The 17,183-nt window shown below is 66.3% G+C and carries 22 protein-coding genes, 2 tRNA genes and 1 pseudogene; 7 read left to right on the forward strand and 18 right to left on the reverse strand.

Going from position 1 to position 17,183, the window contains the following annotated elements:
- From PRN20_RS22310 to PRN20_RS22340, 7 genes are all read right to left on the reverse strand, one after another.
- Positions 1-330: a hypothetical protein gene (locus tag PRN20_RS22310; protein ID WP_273959880.1), complete on the reverse strand. Its 330-nt coding sequence runs from the start codon at positions 328-330 to the stop codon at positions 1-3.
- Positions 290-736, reverse strand: a complete 447-nt coding sequence (locus PRN20_RS22315; protein ID WP_273959881.1) for a hypothetical protein — start codon at positions 734-736, stop codon at positions 290-292. Before PRN20_RS22315 ends, PRN20_RS22310 begins: the two co-directional genes overlap by 41 nt.
- Entirely contained in the window at positions 729-1,160 is a 432-nt protein-coding gene (locus PRN20_RS22320; protein ID WP_273959882.1) for a hypothetical protein, read from the reverse strand. Before PRN20_RS22320 ends, PRN20_RS22315 begins: the two co-directional genes overlap by 8 nt.
- A 140-nt stretch (positions 1,161-1,300) precedes the next feature.
- Positions 1,301-1,385: transfer RNA gene (locus PRN20_RS22325), tRNA-Leu, on the reverse strand.
- Positions 1,386-1,441: 56 nt separating this feature from the next.
- Complete coding sequence (locus tag PRN20_RS22330) at positions 1,442-2,029, reverse strand: hypothetical protein (RefSeq protein WP_273959883.1); 588 nt, start codon at positions 2,027-2,029, stop codon at positions 1,442-1,444.
- Positions 2,030-2,081: 52 nt separating this feature from the next.
- Positions 2,082-2,384 carry an AzlD family protein gene (locus PRN20_RS22335; RefSeq protein WP_273959884.1) on the reverse strand — a complete coding sequence of 101 codons (303 nt, stop codon included), beginning with the start codon at positions 2,382-2,384 and terminating at the stop codon, positions 2,082-2,084.
- Positions 2,374-3,093, reverse strand: coding sequence for an AzlC family ABC transporter permease (locus tag PRN20_RS22340; protein WP_273959885.1), 720 nt, complete (start codon positions 3,091-3,093; stop codon positions 2,374-2,376). Before PRN20_RS22340 ends, PRN20_RS22335 begins: the two co-directional genes overlap by 11 nt.
- A 284-nt stretch (positions 3,094-3,377) precedes the next feature.
- Between PRN20_RS22340 and PRN20_RS22345 the strand changes: the two genes are divergently transcribed.
- Positions 3,378-4,730, forward strand: a complete 1,353-nt coding sequence (locus PRN20_RS22345) for an MATE family efflux transporter (RefSeq protein WP_273959886.1) — start codon at positions 3,378-3,380, stop codon at positions 4,728-4,730.
- Here PRN20_RS22345 and aac(3) read toward each other — a convergent pair.
- Positions 4,727-5,524: an aminoglycoside 3-N-acetyltransferase gene (gene aac(3), locus PRN20_RS22350; protein WP_273959887.1), complete on the reverse strand. Its 798-nt coding sequence runs from the start codon at positions 5,522-5,524 to the stop codon at positions 4,727-4,729. The genes PRN20_RS22345 and aac(3) overlap by 4 nt on opposite strands.
- Before the next feature lie 3 nt (positions 5,525-5,527).
- Positions 5,528-5,947: a winged helix-turn-helix transcriptional regulator gene (locus PRN20_RS22355; protein ID WP_273959888.1), complete on the reverse strand. Its 420-nt coding sequence runs from the start codon at positions 5,945-5,947 to the stop codon at positions 5,528-5,530.
- Between the two features lie 110 nt (positions 5,948-6,057).
- Here PRN20_RS22355 and PRN20_RS22360 point away from each other — a divergent pair, with 110 nt between their 5' ends.
- On the forward strand, positions 6,058-8,517 hold the full coding sequence (locus tag PRN20_RS22360) for a beta-glucosidase family protein (protein WP_273959889.1): 2,460 nt from the start codon (positions 6,058-6,060) through the stop codon (positions 8,515-8,517).
- Between the two features lie 6 nt (positions 8,518-8,523).
- Here PRN20_RS22360 and PRN20_RS22365 read toward each other — a convergent pair whose 3' ends face one another.
- Positions 8,524-9,096, reverse strand: a complete 573-nt coding sequence (locus tag PRN20_RS22365; RefSeq protein ID WP_273959890.1) for a DJ-1/PfpI family protein — start codon at positions 9,094-9,096, stop codon at positions 8,524-8,526.
- 77 nt (positions 9,097-9,173) lie between these two features.
- Here PRN20_RS22365 and PRN20_RS22370 point away from each other — a divergent pair, with 77 nt between their 5' ends.
- Positions 9,174-9,866 carry a helix-turn-helix transcriptional regulator gene (locus PRN20_RS22370; RefSeq protein ID WP_273959891.1) on the forward strand — a complete coding sequence of 231 codons (693 nt, stop codon included), beginning with the start codon at positions 9,174-9,176 and terminating at the stop codon, positions 9,864-9,866.
- 112 nt (positions 9,867-9,978) lie between these two features.
- The gene (locus tag PRN20_RS22375; RefSeq protein WP_273959892.1) at positions 9,979-11,055 is read left to right on the forward strand and encodes a D-alanyl-D-alanine carboxypeptidase family protein; all 1,077 of its coding nucleotides are present in this window, start codon (positions 9,979-9,981) and stop codon (positions 11,053-11,055) included.
- Between the two features lie 12 nt (positions 11,056-11,067).
- Here PRN20_RS22375 and PRN20_RS22380 read toward each other — a convergent pair whose 3' ends face one another.
- The 3 genes from PRN20_RS22380 to PRN20_RS22390 form a co-directional block, all read right to left on the reverse strand.
- Entirely contained in the window at positions 11,068-11,298 is a 231-nt protein-coding gene (locus PRN20_RS22380) for a sulfurtransferase TusA family protein (protein WP_273959893.1), read from the reverse strand.
- Positions 11,288-11,755, reverse strand: coding sequence for a CAP domain-containing protein (locus PRN20_RS22385; RefSeq protein WP_273959894.1), 468 nt, complete (start codon positions 11,753-11,755; stop codon positions 11,288-11,290). Before PRN20_RS22385 ends, PRN20_RS22380 begins: the two co-directional genes overlap by 11 nt.
- Positions 11,756-11,807: 52 nt before the next feature.
- Positions 11,808-11,884: transfer RNA gene (locus tag PRN20_RS22390), tRNA-Arg, on the reverse strand.
- Between the two features lie 235 nt (positions 11,885-12,119).
- Here PRN20_RS22390 and PRN20_RS22395 point away from each other — a divergent pair.
- Positions 12,120-12,326: pseudogene (locus tag PRN20_RS22395) on the forward strand (c-type cytochrome); the annotation flags it as partial.
- 98 nt (positions 12,327-12,424) lie between these two features.
- Positions 12,425-12,550, forward strand: coding sequence for a c-type cytochrome (locus PRN20_RS22400; RefSeq protein ID WP_273959966.1), 126 nt, complete (start codon positions 12,425-12,427; stop codon positions 12,548-12,550).
- Positions 12,551-12,562: 12 nt separating this feature from the next.
- On the opposite strand, the gene PRN20_RS22405 is transcribed toward PRN20_RS22400, so the two are convergent.
- The 3 genes from PRN20_RS22405 to PRN20_RS22415 form a co-directional block, all read right to left on the reverse strand.
- Positions 12,563-12,697 carry a hypothetical protein gene (locus tag PRN20_RS22405; protein ID WP_273959967.1) on the reverse strand — a complete coding sequence of 45 codons (135 nt, stop codon included), beginning with the start codon at positions 12,695-12,697 and terminating at the stop codon, positions 12,563-12,565.
- Positions 12,698-13,303: 606 nt separating this feature from the next.
- Positions 13,304-13,921, reverse strand: a complete 618-nt coding sequence (locus tag PRN20_RS22410) for an MFS transporter (RefSeq protein ID WP_273959962.1) — start codon at positions 13,919-13,921, stop codon at positions 13,304-13,306.
- On the reverse strand, positions 13,918-14,025 hold the full coding sequence (locus PRN20_RS22415; RefSeq protein WP_273959963.1) for a multicopper oxidase domain-containing protein: 108 nt from the start codon (positions 14,023-14,025) through the stop codon (positions 13,918-13,920). Before PRN20_RS22415 ends, PRN20_RS22410 begins: the two co-directional genes overlap by 4 nt.
- A 105-nt stretch (positions 14,026-14,130) precedes the next feature.
- On the opposite strand from PRN20_RS22415, the gene PRN20_RS22420 reads away from it, so the two are divergent.
- Entirely contained in the window at positions 14,131-14,400 is a 270-nt protein-coding gene (locus PRN20_RS22420; RefSeq protein ID WP_273959895.1) for a glutaredoxin family protein, read from the forward strand.
- A gap of 13 nt (positions 14,401-14,413) precedes the next feature.
- Here the strand turns inward: PRN20_RS22420 and PRN20_RS22425 are convergent, their stop codons facing one another.
- Together PRN20_RS22425 and PRN20_RS22430 are read right to left on the reverse strand one after the other, a co-directional pair.
- Positions 14,414-16,147, reverse strand: coding sequence for an ABC transporter ATP-binding protein (locus PRN20_RS22425; RefSeq protein WP_273959896.1), 1,734 nt, complete (start codon positions 16,145-16,147; stop codon positions 14,414-14,416).
- A 39-nt stretch (positions 16,148-16,186) separates the two neighbouring features.
- Positions 16,187-17,164 carry an iron-siderophore ABC transporter substrate-binding protein gene (locus PRN20_RS22430; protein WP_273959897.1) on the reverse strand — a complete coding sequence of 326 codons (978 nt, stop codon included), beginning with the start codon at positions 17,162-17,164 and terminating at the stop codon, positions 16,187-16,189.
- Positions 17,165-17,183: the final 19 nt, after the last annotated feature.

Raw genomic sequence — 17,183 nt, forward strand, 5'->3', positions numbered from 1 at the left:
TCAGTACGCCAGGGTGCAGGTGTAGTTGGACGGGTTCGAGGCCACGGCCGCCCAGTTGGTGTAGAAGGTGATGTTGGTCCAGGAGATGCCGACGTCCTGGGCGCATTTCTTGCCGGCCGACTGGCAGGCCTCGAAGGTGCGGGCATTGACCACGGCGATCTGGCCCTGGTTGGAGAGGAACACCACGCACTGGGTGTTTACCCAGCCATCGGCCTTGGCGGGGGTGACCGCGGCGGTGCTGACCGCCACGATCGAGGCTGCGGAGAAGAGCAGGGCGGCCGCGACGCCCTTAGTAAACGACGACGACGGCAGGCTGGTAATACGCTTCATCGGTCAGTACCCCGATCCACCCGTTCTGGGCGGATTTCATGGAGGTAATCTGATCGAGCTTCTTGGGTGTAATAACCTCTGGCAGGGTCAGACCTTTTGGTCCGATCTTTTTGGGAGGTGTTGCAGTGATCTTATCCAGATCACGCCAGAAATCATCAATGCCGCCCACGTTGAAGACGTATGACTCCGGTTGACTGCCGCCCAGGTCGATCCCCGAGTCGTACTGAAAGTCGGGGTGGCCGGCAGTAGCGCCGGAGAGCATCTCTCCGGCTGCACTTGCGTTCCACCAGAGTGCCGCGGCCGGCGACCCCGCGGTCGGCGCGGGGGACGGCATCAGCCAGCCCGAAGCCGATGCCGGGCCGGCAAGGAGCAGGGCCAATCCGGCGCCCAGCAGGATGTTACGCATTTTCGGGTTCCTCCTCGATGTCGGACGGAAGGGCCAGGACCACGATGCTGTCGAGGCAGGCCTTGTACTTGATCAGGGTGCGATAGAGCGCCTGCTCAAGCACCGGCTGGAGCCAGTCCGCAATTGTCAGTGCCTTGGCCGCACGGCTGCGGTTGCTGGTCGTGGCCACAATGTAGCCCTTGCCCAGCAGCTGGCGGATATAGCGCTTGGCGGCCTTTTCGGAGACGACCCCGAGATTGTCTTCGAGAAGTTTGTAGGCCTGTTGAAGATGTAGTGGGCGGTCCTTCTGCTGCGCATAGGCGATGGCAAGCAGAATCTGGGAATGCTGGACCGACTTGTAGAGCCACGGCGGCAGGCGCGCGGCTTCCATTTCCCCCTCAACGATACGGGAGAGCTGGACGATAGTCTGGATGCTGTTGAACACGGCAACCCCTCGGCAATGTTCGCCCCGAGTGTAGATATGGGGATGCCTGAGGAAATGTCATGGCCCTTTTGGGCACCTGTTTTTCACCGCTACGCTTCGATCGGGCGCATGCAGGTGCAGGATACTCTGTATAGAGGTGGTGGTGCCCCCGGTCGGACTCGAACCGACATGCCTCGCGGCGGCGGATTTTGAGTCCGCTGCGTCTACCAATTCCACCACAGGGGCGACGGGCAAGGCCGTAGCATTCCGGCTTGTGAGGCGCAACCCTGGCGCAGGTCGGGTCAGAGGATGGGCGGCACGTAGGGAGTGGTGTCCACCTTCTCGGGCCTCGACATCTCCTCCACCTGCTCGATGAGCTCCTCCTCGTCATTGGGGCGGGGCGGATGCGCAGCGGTGTCGATTCCCTCGGCGTGACGCAGGATGGCGATGGCGGGGCCGGCATGGGCTTCGTCGACGCGCGCGGTGACGATGGCGCCGCCGCGCCTCACCCCTTCGGCCAGCAATTGCGCATCAGCCTCGGTGACGCCGGCGTGTGTCAGCGCGCCGACAAGTCCGCCTGTAGCCGCGCCAATCCCGGCGCCAGCCAGTGCGCCTATGGCCGTGGCAAAGAGCCAGCCGCTGGCAATGACGGGGCCAACGCCGGGTATAGCGAGGACGCCGAGGCCGGCGAGGAGTCCGCCGGCGGCGCCGAGACCCGCGCCGACCTCAGCGCCGGTGGTTGCGCCTTCGCCGACATTGTCGGACTGGAAGTCGGCCGGCGTATTGGCGACGAAGTTGATATCGGCATGGGCGATCCCGGCATCGTGCAACGCGTGCACGGCCGCCGTGGCGTGCTCGTAGGTGTCGAACAGTCCGGAGATGGTCTGCATGGTGACCTCCTTGCTCGTCACCTCAACGAGCAAGCCGGCGCCGCCGTTCCCGTCAGCCGCCTAGCGCCAACCGGGCGAGATAGACGGCGAGGACGCCGCCGGCCATGGTGGCGAAGAGGTTGCGGGTGACGAAGTAGATCAGCGCCGTCGCCGCGGCGGCGATGGCTTCCGCCGGTCCGCCGGTCAGCACCGCCGGGGCCACCAACGAGGCGAGGACGGCGCCAGGCACATGCTTCAGCCAGCTGGCAACGAACCCGGTCGTGGGCAGGCGGTTGGCCAGCAGCAGGCCGCCGGCACGGATGGCATAGGTCACGGCGGCCATGCCGAGGATGGTGATCAGCGCCTCAAGCGACATGGCGGCGCTCCTTTGCCGTCTCGATCAGGGCGCCGGCGAAACTTCCGACGAGGCCGCCGACGATGATGTACCAGTTGCCCTCGATGAGGCGCGAGCTGACGATGGCAGCGAGTGCCGCGACCAGCCATGGAATGAGGTCGCCGCGACCGCGCCACATGCCGAAGAGCAGGGCGAGGAAGGTGGCGGTGAAGGCGAAATCGAGCCCGTAGCGCGCAGGGTCGTCGATGAAGGCGCCCAGAACACGGCCGACGAGGGTCGAGGCCATCCAGGCGAACCAGCTGAGGACACCGGTGCCGAGGAAGAAGGCGACACTGGCATTGCCCTTGCGGACCTCCGCCATGGTCATGGCCCATTGCTCGTCGGAGACGAAGAACATGGTGCCCAGTGCCCGCGGCAGCGGCAGGTGGCCGACGAGGGGGCGGAGCGTCGCCGACATCAGCACCATGCGCAGGTTGACGATAGCGGTGGCGATGATGATGGAAAGGACCGGCAGGCTGCCCGGCGTCCACATGTCGAGGGCGACGAACTGGCTGGCGCCGGCGAAGACGAGCCCGCTCATCAGTGCGACCTCGAGCACGCTCAGCCCGGCCTGGCCGGCGAGCACGCCCCAGACCACGCCATAGGCGGCAATGGAGATCGCGACGGGGAAGAACAGGCGGATGCCGAGCCAGAACTGGGCCCGGGCGTCGTAGGGGGCGGGGGCATGCATGGCCGGGACACTAGCCCATCGTGGCGGGATTCGGCGATGAGACTTGGTGATGGGTCCGATCATCGGCAATGATTGGAAGCGCCTATGTTTTCAAGCGGCTCAGCGTGGTTGACCGGCGCAGCGGCGCGGCGGTAAACAGCCTACGTGCGTTTCCCCACCGTGCTCCGACCCGCCTGCATCTTTCCCAAGATGTGAAGAGGCCCGCCCGCCGAACCGGTCATCGACCGGTCGACTGGCCATTGGGGCCAACGCCCAGGCATATTTTACGGGTTTCGGAGTTCCGGATGATCGATCCTACCAAGCCGCTGTGGCGGCGCTTCCTCGTCTTCCTGCTGCCGCTGATGTTGAGCAACATCCTGCAGTCGCTGTCGGGGACCATCAACAATATCTATATCGGCCAGATGATCGGCGTGGACGCGCTGGCCGCAGTGTCAGTCTTTTTCCCGATCATGATCTTTCTCATCTCGTTCGTGATCGGGCTTGCCTCGGGCGCCTCGATCCTGATCGGACAGGCCTGGGGGGCAAAAAACCTCCAGAAGATCAAGCAGGTGACCGGGACGACGCTCACCGTCGGCTTCCTCATGGGCCTCGTCGTAGCCGTGCTGGGCGGCATCTTCGCCCGCAACCTGATGGAGCTGCTCGGCGCACCCGCCGACATCGTCGCGGATGCGACGGCCTATGGCCGCATCGTCCTCATCGGCATGCCGGGCTTCTTCATCTTCCTGCTCGTCACCTCGATGCTGCGTGGCGTGGGTGACACGATCACGCCGCTGCTGACGCTGTTCTTCTCGATCGGGGTGGGGCTCGTCGTGACGCCGGCGCTGATCCAGGGCTGGTTCGGGCTGCCGCAGATCGGCGTACTGTCGGCCGCAGTGGCCTTCATCGCCGGCTTCGTCGTCGTCCTGATTTTCCTCTATTTCTACCTCAATGCACGCAAGAGCCCGATGGCGCCCGATGCCGAGCTGATCCGCAATCTCAAGGTGGACGTGAAGCTGCTCGGGCTCATCCTCAAGCTCGGCATCCCGGCGGGCGTCGCCATGGTCGTGTCGTCGATTTCGGCCATCGTCATCGTCGGCATCATCAACCGCTTCGGCTCGGACGCCACGGCGGCTTTCGGGGCGGTGAACCAGGTGCTGAGCTATGTGCAGTTCCCGGCCATGTCGATCGGCATCGCCTCGGCGATCTTCGCGGCCCAGGCCATCGGGGCGCGGCGCTTCGACGAGGTCGAGCACGTGACGCGCACCGCGGCGGTGATCAACCTGGTGTTCACCGGCGCGCTGGTGGTGCTGGCGTACCTCTTCTCCGAGCACATCGTGCGGCTGTTCATCACCGAGCAACAGGTGGTCGAACTCACCGAGCGCCTGCTGCACATCGTCTTGTGGAGCTGCCTGTTCTTTGGCTGGGGTTCGATCTTCTCTGCGGTGATGCGCGCCTCGGGCGATGTGTGGATCCCGATGCTGCTGTCGCTGGCGGCGATCATTCTCGTCGAAGTGCCGGCGGCGCTGATCCTCAGCCAGACCATGGGGCTCGACGGCGTGTGGATCGCCTACTGCCTCAGCTTTACGGCGCTGCTCACTTTCCAGGCCACCTACTATTTCGGCTGGTGGCGGAAGAAGGAGATCAAGGCGCTGGTCTAGCCAGCCCGTCCCGCGTAGCGGGTCGCGCCCCAGCGCTCCAGCCAGTCCACCGCGAACGCCACGATCTCGCTCGCGGGCACGAGCACCGACTCCGCCTCGCCGATCCGGCCGCGCCTGCCGCGGCCGGTGGCGAGGAACTCGGTGACGATGGTGGCGAAATAGTCGTCGGGCAGGCCGCCGGGTGGGTCCGAGGTGTCGAACTCCTCGAACCAGCGCCAGACGGTCGCGCCATCGACGATGATCGGGGTCTCGTAGCGCTTGATGCGCTTCTCCGGGAAATCGGCGAGATGCTCGGCGTGGTGCAGCAGTGTCATCGCGTCGAGCGGAGCGCCCAGCATCAGCACTTTGCCCTGTGCTTCCACCAGCTTGCCGAGCGGCGATTGCGGGCCGTAGCCATAGTCCAGCGCATGGTCTGCAGTGAACCACTCGGCTTCGCCGCCGAGTGCCGCCATCGAGGCGCCGGGGTTGGCGCTGCGCCGCGCGCCGGGTGTGGTGCGGAGGAGTTCCGGCCAGTACCCGTTGTCGCGCGCCGCTCGTGACCGCGCGGGATCGAAGGGCGGGATGTGCTTGCGAAGCGTGAGGTCGTCGCGGTCCTCATCCTCGAGCTGCCAGTCGCAATAGCCGAGGATCGTCCCGGCCGAGCCGATGACGTCGCGCATGGCGTCAACGATCATGTCCGGCCCGCCGACGATCGGGCCAACCCTGCGCAGCGCCGCGTGAACGAGCACGGCATCGCCGTCGGTAAGGCCGATGGCGGTCAGATCACGGGCGAGGCTGGTCCGCGTCGCCCGCATGGGTCACCGTACGGCGCCAGCGTAACGACGCTCTGGCGTAAGCCCCTCGGCGGCGCTGCCGTGCTGATCGTCGTAGCGCCGGCGGGCATTGGCGACATCATGCTGGTGCTCGGACGCCCAGTCCCACAGCGCATTCAGCGGCTGGGTCAGCGTGCGGCCGAGATCGGTCAGTTGATATTCGACGCGCGGGGGGATCTCGGGGAACACCGTGCGCGTCACCAGTCCGTCGCGCTCGAGATTGCGCAGCGTGAGGGTGAGCATGCGCTGCGAAATGCCGCCGATCTCGTTGCGCAACTCGTTGAAGCGCATGGTCTTGCGGGTAAGATAACCCACGATCATCACGCTCCACTTGTCGCCGATGCGGTTGAGAATGTCGCCCATGGCGTTGCAGGTCTCGACTTTTGCCGGGGAACCGAGTGCCATTGGAGTACCTTTCCGAAGGAATTCGTTGGTTACGAATATAGACGCAGTTACCGTTTGTGCCTAGGGGTGCATCCGGATGTGGCCGTCGGGCTGCGGGGAGAGACGAGACCATGACATCGCGCATCGAAGAGCTTGTGGACCAGATGACGCTCGCGGAGCAGGTGAGCCTGCTTTCGGGAGAGGATTTCTGGTCGCTTCCCGCGATCGCGCGACTGGGCATCGGCAAGCTGCGCGTCACCGACGGTCCCAATGGGGCGCGCGGTGGCGGCTCGCTGATCGGCGGGGTCAAGTCGGCGGCCTTCCCGGTGGGCATCGCGCTGGGGGCGAGCTGGAACGTGAGGCTCCTCCACGAGGTGGGTGTGGCACTTGCCGAGGAGGTGAAGTCGAAGGGCGCACATGTGAGTCTTGCGCCCACGGTGAACCTCCACCGCACGGTCAGCAACGGGCGCAATTTCGAGTGCTATTCAGAGGATCCGTTCCTCACCGCCAGCCTCGCCGTCGCCTATATCGAGGGGCTGCAGAGCCAGCGCGTCTCGGCGACGATCAAGCACTTTGTCGGCAACGAGTCCGAGATCGAGCGCACCACGATCAGCTCCGAGGTCGATGAGCGGGCGCTGCGCGAACTCTATCTCATGCCCTTCGAATGGGCGGTGAAGAAGGCCGGCACCTGGGCCATCATGAGTTCGTACAACAAGCTCAACGGCACCTATACCAGCGAGAACCCGTGGCTGCTCGACGACGTTCTGCGGCGCGAGTGGCACTATGACGGCGTGGTGATGTCGGACTGGTTCGGTTCGCACTCCACCGCGCCGACCGTGAATGCCGGGCTCGACCTCGAGATGCCGGGCCCGACCCGGGATCGCGGCGACAAGCTTGTTGCGGCTGTCGAGGCGGGCGAGGTTTCGCGCGATACGGTGCGCACACGCGCCCTCAACATCCTGAGGCTCATGGAGCGAACAGGGGCGCTCGACGATCACAGCGCGTTCGAGGAGCGGGCGGACGATCGCGCCGAGCACCGCGCACTGATCCGACGCGCCGGCGCCGAAGGGGCCGTGCTGCTCAAGAACGAGGGCAGTCTGCTGCCGCTGACGGGCAACGGCAAGGTCGCCGTCATCGGGCCCAACGCCAAGGTGGCGCAGATCATGGGTGGCGGCTCCGCCCAGCTCAACCCGCACTACCGGATCTCGCCGTGGGACGGGCTTGTCGCCGCCCTCGGCGAGGATCGGCTGAGCTTTGCCGAAGGCACCCGCAACAACCGGTTCGAGCCGGCGCTCGAGGGTGGACTCGAGGTCGAGTACTTCAACAATCCCGACTTCAGCGGTACGCCGGTCTTCACCGAGCGGCTGGGTGGCGGCGAGGTGATGTGGTTCGCTCCGCCGGGAGGCGTGGTCGACCTCACGAACTTTTCGGCCCGGCTGCGCGGCACGTTCACGCCGACGGCTACCGGCATGCACAATATCGGTGTCTATGCGGCCGGCTATGCCCGCGTTCTGGTCGAAGGCGTGCTCGTCGCCGACGCCTCGGCCGGGGCGTGGGAGCCGGGGCGGACCTATTTCGAGGAAGGCTGCGACGAGGTCGTCGGCCAGGTCGACCTGGAGGCCGGGCGCGAGTACGAGGTCGTGGTCGAGTTCGTGCGCAAGCCGCCGCGTATCCTCGGTTTCTCAGCGCTCCATGTCGGTATCGGCAGGCCTCTTGGTGACGCCGAGATCGCCGAAGCGGTGGCCGTAGCGCGCGAGGCCGGGACGGCGCTCGTCTTCGTCGGCCGCAACGGTGAATGGGATACGGAAGGCAGCGACCTCGCCTCGATTATCCTCCCCGGACGGCAGGACGAACTGGTGCGCGCCGTCGCGGCTGTGAACCCGCGGACGGTAGTGGTGCTCCAGACCGGCGGCCCGGTGGAGATGCCGTGGATCGGCGAAGTCGCGGCGGTGGTCGAGGCCTGGTATCCGGGCCAGGAAGCGGGCAATTCCATCGCCGATGTGCTGACCGGCGCGGCGGAGCCCGGCGGCCGCCTGCCGCAGACCTTTCCGGTCAAATGGGCCGACAATCCGACCAACTCGCAGGACCGCGAAGTCTATCCGGGGATGGACGGCAAGGTCCGCTACGAGGAGGGCGTGTTCATCGGCTATCGCCACTACGACAGCCACGGCGTTGCGCCGCTGTTCCCCTTCGGCTTCGGGCTTGGCTACACGAGCTTCGAAATCTCGGACATCTCCATCGACGACAGCGCCTTCGAGAGCGACGGGCGGGTGGCTGTCTCCGTGACTGTCGCCAATACCGGGCAACGGCCCGGCTCCGAGGTGGTGCAGGTCTATGTCTCCGACCGCGAGGCCTCGGTGCCGCGCCCGGACAAGGAGCTAAAGGGCTTCGAGAAGGTGTTCCTCGGGCCGGGCGAGCGGATGCGGATAACGCTGGAACTCGACGCGCGCGCCTTCGCCTTCTACCGCGTGGAAGCCAAGCACTGGATCGTCGAGCCGGGCACATTCGTGATCCGTGCCTCCCGCCATGCGGGCGATGCCGGGCTCGTCGCGGAGGTTTCGCGGCAAACCCGGCTCATGCTGCCGGTGTGAGCAGGGCTACGCCGCCTTGCCGAACTGGGCGGCGTGCATGCCGACGTAGAAGCTGAGGTTGTCGTCGGCAAGGCCGAGGCCCTCCATCACTGCAGCCATGAAGCTCACTGGCGAGGTGCCGGCGGCTGTGACGACACCGCCGTCGCTCACCGCTGCCGGCGTGTCGCGATAGAGCGATGCGCCGCCATAGCCGGTGAAGTCCAGATAGCCAGCGCCGTTGCTCGTGTGGCGGATGCCGTCGAGCACCCCGGCCTGCGCGCCGGCCACGGTGCCGTCGCAGATGAGCCCGATCAGTTTGCCCTGTGCCTTGGCAGCAGTCAGCAGCGCGGTCAGGTCGGGTGCTTCCGGCGACTGCCAGATCGTGCCGCCATTGACGATGATGGCGTCATAGTCGGCGACATTCAGGTCCTCGAGCGCCAGCGTGCCGGCCACAGTCATCCCGCCCGATGAGGTCACCGGCTTGCCGCCGGGGGTCGCGAAGCGGGTCTCCACCTTGTAGAAGGCATGGGCCGCGGCGTTGAGCAGCGCGGTTTCCCAGTCGGCGAAGCCTTCGGTGAGGATGGTCACGATGGTCGTCATTTCGTCTCTCCTGCGTTTGGTGTGGCTGGAGCCTAGCGCCGGGTGGCACCCGATTCTGTCAGCAGGGGTGTGACGGCATGGCCAAGCGCTCGGAACGACTGCTCAACCTGCTGCAGGCCCTGCGTCGTCGTCGGCGTCCGATCGCCGGGCAGGTGCTGGCCGACGAGATGGGCGTGTCGCTGCGCTCTGTCTATCGCGATATCGAGACGCTGAAGTCGATGGGGGCGGCCATCGACGGTGAAGCGGGCGTCGGCTTCCAGCTCAGGGCCGAGCATTTCCTGCCCCCGCTCATGTTCACCGACGAGGAACTCGAGGCGCTGGTCCTCGGGCTGCGCGGCCTCATCTACGGGCCGGACAGCGAGATGGCTCTCACGGCCCGCGACGCCAGCGCCAAGATCGAGGCCGTGCTGCCGAAGCCGCGGCGCGACGAGATGCAGTCGATCGGGCTGTTCGTCATCCCGCCGCGCGAAGTGGACGGCGACAATCCGCTGGGGCAGATACGCCGTGCCCTGCGGCTCGAACGGCAGCTCTGGATGGGCTATCGCGACAAATCGGGCGCCACCACCGAGCGCACGATCTACCCCCTGGCGCTCGGTTATTTCGAGGGCCACCAGACGCTCGCCGCCTGGTGCACGCTGCGTCAGGACTTCCGCAGTTTCCGCGTCGACGGCATCGCTTCGCTCGAAATGCTCGAGGCGCGATTGCCGGAGCCGCGGCGCACGCTTTTCCACCGCTGGGCGAGCGCCCGAAATCTGCCGGATTTGACCTAGAAGTCCACTGCCAGTTCAAAACCCTTTGACAGCCTTCCACAGCGGTTGAGCGACGCAGGGCGCGTTGCTAGAACCCGAGCGGGCTCCGACAATACTAGTGATGGGAGGCGTCTTGCTCGCCTTGCTCCGCCGGCGTGTAGCCGCCTGCCTCACGATCGTCTTCACGCTGGTCAGCATCGGCCCGGCCTGGGCCAATCCGGTGCTGCTGGTCGATGCGCAGACCTATGAAGTGCTTTATGCCGAGGAGGCCGGGCAGCCGTGGCATCCAGCCTCGCTGACCAAGCTGATGACGGCCTATGTGGCTTTCGCCGCGATCAAGGCCGGCCGCATCTCGCTCGATGACCCGATCAAGATCTCCAAGAACGCCTGGAACCAGGCGCCATCGAAGTCCGGCCTCAAGGTCGGCTCCTCCATCACGCTGCGCGACGCGCTCTACATCCTCGTGGTGAAATCGGCCAATGACATCGCGATAGCCATCGCCGAGGCGATCTCCGGCTCGGCGCCCGAGTTCGTGCTGGAGATGAACCAGATGGCGGCGGCCATGGGGATGAGCGCCACCCACTTCGTCAATCCGCATGGCCTGCATGCTGATGCACAGGTGACCTCGGCCCGCGATCTCGCCATCCTGGCGCTGATCATCCGCCGCGACTTTCCCGAGTATTCCGACCTGTTCGACACGGAAGCGGTCCGGCTGGGCAATGCCAAGCTCGAGTCCAACAATGGGCTGCTGCTGCATTTCCCTGGCACCACCGGCATGAAGACGGGTTACGTCTGTGCGTCGGGCCTCAACATCGTTGCTACGGTCGACCGCGGCGGCCGCTCGATGCTTGCCGTCGTCCTCGGCGGCTCGTCGGCGCGCGAGCGCAACGAGATGGCGGCCGAGCTGTTCCTGCGCGGCTTCTCCGGCGCCGTGAATGGGACCGGCCAGAACGTGGTGCAACTGGCCAACGTCAATGCGCCGCCGGTCAACATGCGAACCCGCATCTGCGGCAAGGAAGCCAAGGAATATGTGGCGGAGCGTGAGGCGGAGTTCCCGATGGGCCTCGATGGGCAGCCGAGCTACCTGACCGACAAGCTCGAGGGCAAGGTCTACACCGCGACTGATCTCGGCATCATCGTCGACATTCCCCTGCCACGGCCGCGGCCGAGCTGGGCTCCGGCGGTGGTTGCATCCGCCGATCGGAGTTGAGGGTACCCGCCGCTAGCGGGCCTTGACGATCGAAAAGCGCAGCAGCCCGTCTTCGCCGCCGGTCTCGCAGTCATGCCCGTTCTGCCGGCAGTAGAGCGGGATATCGACCTTGGCCATGGGGTCGGTCGCGAGCACGACGATACTGGCGCCGGGCGACAGCTGGCCCAAGCGCTTTTCCATCTTCAGCACAGGCAGCGGGCACTTGAGCCCGCGGCAATCGAGGATTTCGGCGTCAGTCGTCAAGCACGAGCACCCAGTAGACGCCGTGCGTCGAGTTGGGGTCGTAGGAGACGCCGAGGCCAGCACGCTTGGCGGTCGGGTCCGCGAGCGCCGAGGCGTCGGTGGGCACGTTGCGCCAGCCCGAGAAGACCTCGGCAAACGTGGTGTAGCCGGCGCTGAGCCGCATCGCCACTGCGCCGGGTGGGAGGATGGGCTGGGCGCCGGTCTTGGCGTAGTTGGTCGCCAGCGACTGTGCGGTGCTGTCCAGCAGTGTGTCGCCGCGGACGTCGACGGCACCCTGGTTTCGGCGGAAATCGTTGAGGAGGAACAGGGCCTCGACGCGATTGAGCTGCGCGCCGGGCTGGTTCATCGGCGTCGTCAGGCCCGGGGAGAGTGTCTTGCCCCCGCCCACCGAGCAGGCGCCGAGCACGGCGGCGAGGGTGGCCGCAACTGCGACACGAGTGACGGTGGCGATGGGCATGGCGCAAACTCCTTGCATGGCCGGCTTGGGCCGGCGCGGCCTGACATGCAGTTGGTGACCCCGGCGGGATTCGAACCCACGACCCCAGGATTAGGAATCCTGTGCTCTATCCTGCTGAGCTACGGGGCCACTCCAACGCCACATAGCAAAAGCGGGGCCCGGTGCAAACCATCCGTTGGGGTGCGGTGCTGCCGACAGGCCTTCCAAGGCGTCGATGCGGCGGCCCGTGCGCGTGCATGTGACGGCGTGTCGCTTGCGCTGGAGGCCCGGTTGAGGCCGATAGGGGCCGTGTCGGACCGGGGTGGTGGCATGCGCGCACTGCCGACGTCGGGCGCTTGACGGTTTTTCTGACAGGGTTCGAACAATGAAGCCGATCCTCGTGGGCGCGCTGGCGGTAGCGATTGCGGCAGTGGCCTCAGGTTTCGGCTATTTCTTCGCGACAAGCTCCGGCACCGTGGAGGCCGGGCGCGCGCTTTACGCCGACAACTGCGCCAGCTGTCACGGGGTGAACCTCGAGGGGCAGCCCGACTGGAAGGTGCGCTTGCCGTCAGGCCGCCTGCCGGCGCCGCCGCACGATGAGACCGGCCACACCTGGCACCATTCGGACGCCAGCTGTTCGCACTCGTCAAGTTCGGGCCGGCAGCGCTGTCACCCGGCTACGAGAGCGACATGCCTGCCTACGAGGGTGTGCTCACCGACGCCGAGATCAGCGCCGTGCTCGACTACATCAGGAGCACCTGGCCGGAACCGGCGCAGGCGTATCAGGCCGATCGCTCCCGGGCGGATCCGTCATGATAGTCGGGCCCGTCAGGTGCCGATCACCGCTTCCCTGACGGTCAGCCGGCGATACTGGTGCGTCGCGGTGACGGTGACGCGGAGCCTGCGGGGGAGCAGCAGGTCCCACTTCCCGTGCCGTCCCGCCCGACCGACAAGCGCCGGCATCGGCTGATCCAGCCGGAACTGGTAGACAATCGGCGACTGGGAATGGCTCGGGGAAGCCGCTGCTCCGCGCTCTCCACCGCCGATAGCGGGTGCACCGTGACCCACACGAAGGACTCCGCCCGATCGAGGAGGAGGTCCTCCCTGATGTCGCCTGACAGCAGCATCTGGTCCGCCCTGATAATGAACCGGGATGAGGCGATCTCCGCACTGAGCGCCCGAACCAGCTCAAGCTCGGTCGCCGACGCACGGCCGCTACCCAGGGCATCCAGCGCGCGTTCATAGCGGGGCCGATGCTGATCCGTCCGGTAGCGGGCGAAATGTGGTGTCTCCACGAGGGGCAGCCCGGCGACGCGCCAGTTCGCCGACTTGCGAAGGACCGCGTCGGTCGCCCGGCCCAGGCGCACACGCTCTTCCCGGGTCGCAAGGGCGGCCTGGGCGAGCTGCGTCCGAATGCGGACCGAGCTTCGCGTCGACCCCATGGTCGGCTGGTGTTCCATGTATCCCCCCACCGGAGGGGTCTAGAGGTTCCCATTGTTGTAAGGTCAAGGGGCCTGCAGATGATGGCCGGTTTGGAGCGCTCGGGCGCCCCCAAACCTCGTGCTTTGGTCAGCCCATTGGAACGTCCCGGGCGGCAGGGGTGCCGCGCAGGAGGATGAGGGTCAGTGCGGCGGCGGCGAAGGCGACCCAGGCCGCCCCGGAGAAGGCGGCGTGGAAGCCTGTCAAATGCGCTCCGTCCGCTCCTTCGGCCCCGGCCGCCGCGGCCAGCGCCACCATGGCGGCCAGGCCCACCGCCGAGCCGACCTGGTAGGTCGTGTTCACGAGGCCCGAGGCGAGGCCGGTCTCTTCCGGCCCGGCGGAGGACATCGCCGCCATGGTCGCGGGGATGTAAGCCAGCGCCATACCGAGCGCTGCGAGCAGGGAGGCGGGCAGCACGTTCGCAGCGTAGCTCCCGTGGGCGGGAAGCCGCGTGAGGAGGACGAGTGCGCCGCCCATGGCGAGGAGACCCACGACCATGCTGGCCTTGATGCCGAAGCGGCCGATCAGCCTGCCGGAGAGGCCTACCATGATCACCATTATGGTCACGGTCATCGCCAACAGGGCCAGGCCGCTGGCGAGGGCCGACAGCTGCAAAGTCTGCTGCAGGTATAGGTTGAGGTAGAACCACAGCGGGATCCACGCCGCGCCGAAAGAAGGGGCGCCGCGGCGCCCCTTTCGTTTTGTCAGACGTGGATCAGCTCCGACATCATGCCGGTCATCATGTGGTAGAGCTTCTGGCAGTGATAGAGCCAGCGCCCCGGGTTGTCGGCGTCGAACTCGACCGTGGCCATCGGGCTGCTTCTTCCAACTGTGGGAAGGCACCCCCGGCTCAAGCCACCCTTGACCCTGCCACCGTTGGAGCCTCTGGACCTGCAGTGAAACCCCGGAGCCTCGAAATGGCCTCTCCCGCTGCACCCGCCGACCTCCTCGTCTACTCCACGCCGACCTGCCCCGATTGCCGGGCGCTGAAGGCGTGGCTGCACGAACGCGGTATCGCATTCACCGAACGCGTCCTGACCGCTCTGGATGTGGTTGCGGAGGCCAAGGCACGGACGGGCGTGCGCGTCGCGCCGATCACGATTGCGGGAGATGTGGTCCTCTACGGTACCTTCGCGACCCAGCGGCCTCAGCTCGAGGTGCTGCTCGGGCTCGGGCGGACGGCCTGAGAGTGCCGCCGGCTCAGCCAGCGGTGACGGTCGAGTAGAACTCCTGGCTGCGCTGCAGATCGGCATAGATGCCGTCGCGGTCGAGCAGCTGAGCGTGGGTCCCTTCCTCGACGACGCCGCCCTTGTCGATGACGAGGATGCGATCGGCATTGCGGATGGTGGCGAGGCGGTGGGCGATGATCAGCGTGGTGCGACCCCTCGCGAGTTCGCTCAGCGAGGCCTGGATCAGCTGCTCGGTTGCCGTGTCGAGCGCCGAGGTCGCCTCGTCGAGGATCAGGATGGGCGGGTTCTTGAGGAACATGCGGGCGATGGCGAGGCGCTGCTTCTGCCCGCCCGAGAGCCTGACGCCACGTTCGCCCACGATAGTGTCGAGCCCGGCGGGCAGGCCTTCGATCACGCTCTCGCGTTGGGCCCGGCGGGCCGCGTCCATGATCTCGTCGTCGCTGGCATCAAGCCGGCCGTAGGCGATGTTGTCGCGCACGGTGCCGCCGAACAGGAATACGTCCTGCTGCACCACGCCGATCTGGGCGCGGAGCGAGGCCTGCGTCATGTCGCGGATATCGACGCCGTCGATGCTGATGGAGCCGCCGGTGAGTTCATAGAAGCGCGGCAGCAGCGCACAGATGGTGGTCTTGCCGGCGCCGGACGGGCCGACCAGCGCGATGGTCTCGCCGGCGCGGATGGTGAGGTTGAGATTTTCGATGACGCGCGCGCCGTTCGAATAGGCGAAGTCGGCATCGCGGTAGACGATGTCGCCCTTGAACGTGTCGACCGTCACGGCGCCGGGCCGGTCATCGACATCGGGCGCGGTGGCCATCAGGTCATTGAAGCGCTTGAGGCCGGCAAAGCCTTGCGGATAGCTTTCGAGCACGGCGGTGATCTTGTTGATCGGGCGCATGAACACCTCGACGAGCAGCAGGAAGCCGACAAAGCCGCCATAGCTCAGCGTGCCATCGACGACGAAGTAGGTGCCGGCGACCATGATCACGACCTGGAGCAGGCGCGTGGAGAGGTAACTCAGCGTGATCGACGCGGTCATCATGCGGTAGGCGTCGAGTTTGGTCTTGCGGTAGCCCTCGTTGTCGCGCTCGAACAGGGCCTGCTCGTGGTGCTCGTTGGCGAAGGCCTTCACGACCCGGATGCCGCCCATGCTCTCTGAGACACGGGTGTTGAACTTGCCGACGCGGCCGAAGAGCTCCTGCCAGTTGATCGTCAGCTTCGAGCCGTAGACGGCGGCGAGCCAGGTGACGACCGGCACGATTGCGCAGGTGATGAGCGCCAGCTGCCAGTGGAGCGTCAGCATCAGGATCAGCGCGCCGATGAAGGTCATCACGGCGACCAGCACGTCCTCGGGCCCGTGGTGAGCCACCTCGCCGATCTGCTCGAGGTCCTTGGTGACGTGGGTGATGAGCTCGCCGGTCTGCTTCACGTCGTAAAAGCTGAAGCTGAGCTTGGTGAGGTGCGCGAAGGCGAGGCGGCGCAGGTCGGTCTCGATGCTGATGCCGAGCACGTGGCCGAAGTAGTTCACCACGCCCATCAGCATGGTGTTGAAGATGTAGACGGCCAGCAGTCCGCCCGCCGCGAGGAAGATGATCGGCCAGTTTGCGCTGGGCAGCAGCTGATCGACGAAGGTCTTCACCGCCGAGGGGAAGGCGAGCTCGAGCAGGCCGAGAACAACGGCGGCGCCGAAATCGAGAATCAGCAAGCCCTTGTAGGGGCGGTAGTATCGGAAGAAATCGCGCAGCATGGGGTGCCCCCGATAGAGGGCACCCGCCCTCGGGTCAACTTACTTGAGCCTGGATGCAAGCTCGGGGATGAAGCGATCGAGCATCCACGGGATCGACAATGCACTGGGCGCAGAGGTCGCCATGACGAAGCTCTTGTCGGTCATGCGCACGTGGCGGCCGTCAGCGATGGGCTTGAAGCGCTGGACCAGCGGGCTCTGGTAGAGCGCGTCGGAGGCCGCATCGCCCTCATCGAGGGTGATGGCCACGTCGGCATCGAGGGTCGCGAGGTTCTCGTAGCTCACCGTGAAATAGTAGCCGGGCTGCTTGGACAGTTCCTCGACGCCCGCCGAGGCCTTTAGGCCGAGCTCTTCGAGCAGGTACACGCGCGGATCGGTCTTGGAATAGACGTTCATCCCCGCTTCCCCGACCCAGAGCGAGCCGAAGGTGAAGGTCTTGCCGGCGAACTCGGGATGCGCGCTGGCGGCCTCGGCGAGCTTTGCGCTCGTTGCGTCGATCAGCGCCTGTGCCTCGGCCGATTTGCCCAGGGCCTTGCCGGCGATCAGCGTCACATCCTGCCACGAGGCGGCCCAGGCGGCGCTGGCATAGGCGACGGTGGGCGCAATGGCCGAGAGCCGGTCGTACTGTTCCTGGGTGACGCCGCTATAGGGGGCGAGGATCAGCTCGGGCTGGGTCGCGAGCACGTCCTCATAGGGGATGTCGGAGTCGAAGTTGATGATCTTGGGCTCGGGGCCGCCGAGCCTGTCGATGGCCTTGCGCACCCAGGGAAGGACGCCCTTCTCGTCACCGCCCCATTTCTGCTCGGGGATGGCAACGGGAACCTGACCCAGCGCCAGCACGGCGTCCTGCGTCATCCAGCCGATGGTCACGATGCGCTGGGGGGGCGCCGGAATGGTGGTCTCTCCGTAGACATGGGTGAGGGTCACCGGGAAGGCGTCCTGCGCCGCAGCCGGGAGTGCTCCCGTCAGCGCGAAGGCAAGCGCGAGGACGCCGAGGGCGCGGCGGGTGAGGGTCGGCATCAGCTGGCTCCGTATTGTG

The organism is Devosia sp. ZB163 (assembly GCF_028613635.1).
Classification (GTDB): Bacteria; Pseudomonadota; Alphaproteobacteria; order Rhizobiales; family Devosiaceae; genus Devosia_A.

Excerpts from the sequence above, each read along its gene's own strand:
- PRN20_RS22430 (WP_273959897.1), bottom strand. The coding sequence starts at position 17,164 with ATGCCGACCCTCACCCGCCGCGCCCTCGGCGTCCTCGCGCTTGCCTTC.
- PRN20_RS22330 (WP_273959883.1), bottom strand. The coding sequence starts at position 2,029 with ATGCAGACCATCTCCGGACTGTTCGACACCTACGAGCACGCCACGGCG.
- PRN20_RS22405 (WP_273959967.1), bottom strand. The coding sequence starts at position 12,697 with ATGCCGGCGCTTGTCGGTCGGGCGGGACGGCACGGGAAGTGGGACCTG.
- PRN20_RS22340 (WP_273959885.1), bottom strand. The coding sequence starts at position 3,093 with ATGCATGCCCCCGCCCCCTACGACGCCCGGGCCCAGTTCTGGCTCGGC.
- PRN20_RS22400 (WP_273959966.1), top strand. The coding sequence starts at position 12,425 with ATGCCTGCCTACGAGGGTGTGCTCACCGACGCCGAGATCAGCGCCGTG.
- PRN20_RS22360 (WP_273959889.1), top strand. The coding sequence starts at position 6,058 with ATGACATCGCGCATCGAAGAGCTTGTGGACCAGATGACGCTCGCGGAG.
- PRN20_RS22370 (WP_273959891.1), top strand. The coding sequence starts at position 9,174 with ATGGCCAAGCGCTCGGAACGACTGCTCAACCTGCTGCAGGCCCTGCGT.
- PRN20_RS22415 (WP_273959963.1), bottom strand. The coding sequence starts at position 14,025 with ATGGCCACGGTCGAGTTCGACGCCGACAACCCGGGGCGCTGGCTCTAT.
- PRN20_RS22425 (WP_273959896.1), bottom strand. The coding sequence starts at position 16,147 with ATGCTGCGCGATTTCTTCCGATACTACCGCCCCTACAAGGGCTTGCTG.
- PRN20_RS22335 (WP_273959884.1), bottom strand. The coding sequence starts at position 2,384 with ATGTCGCTTGAGGCGCTGATCACCATCCTCGGCATGGCCGCCGTGACC.
- PRN20_RS22355 (WP_273959888.1), bottom strand. The coding sequence starts at position 5,947 with ATGGCACTCGGTTCCCCGGCAAAAGTCGAGACCTGCAACGCCATGGGC.
- PRN20_RS22345 (WP_273959886.1), top strand. The coding sequence starts at position 3,378 with ATGATCGATCCTACCAAGCCGCTGTGGCGGCGCTTCCTCGTCTTCCTG.
- PRN20_RS22420 (WP_273959895.1), top strand. The coding sequence starts at position 14,131 with ATGGCCTCTCCCGCTGCACCCGCCGACCTCCTCGTCTACTCCACGCCG.
- PRN20_RS22385 (WP_273959894.1), bottom strand. The coding sequence starts at position 11,755 with ATGCCCATCGCCACCGTCACTCGTGTCGCAGTTGCGGCCACCCTCGCC.
- PRN20_RS22365 (WP_273959890.1), bottom strand. The coding sequence starts at position 9,096 with ATGACGACCATCGTGACCATCCTCACCGAAGGCTTCGCCGACTGGGAA.
- PRN20_RS22310 (WP_273959880.1), bottom strand. The coding sequence starts at position 330 with ATGAAGCGTATTACCAGCCTGCCGTCGTCGTCGTTTACTAAGGGCGTC.
- PRN20_RS22315 (WP_273959881.1), bottom strand. The coding sequence starts at position 736 with ATGCGTAACATCCTGCTGGGCGCCGGATTGGCCCTGCTCCTTGCCGGC.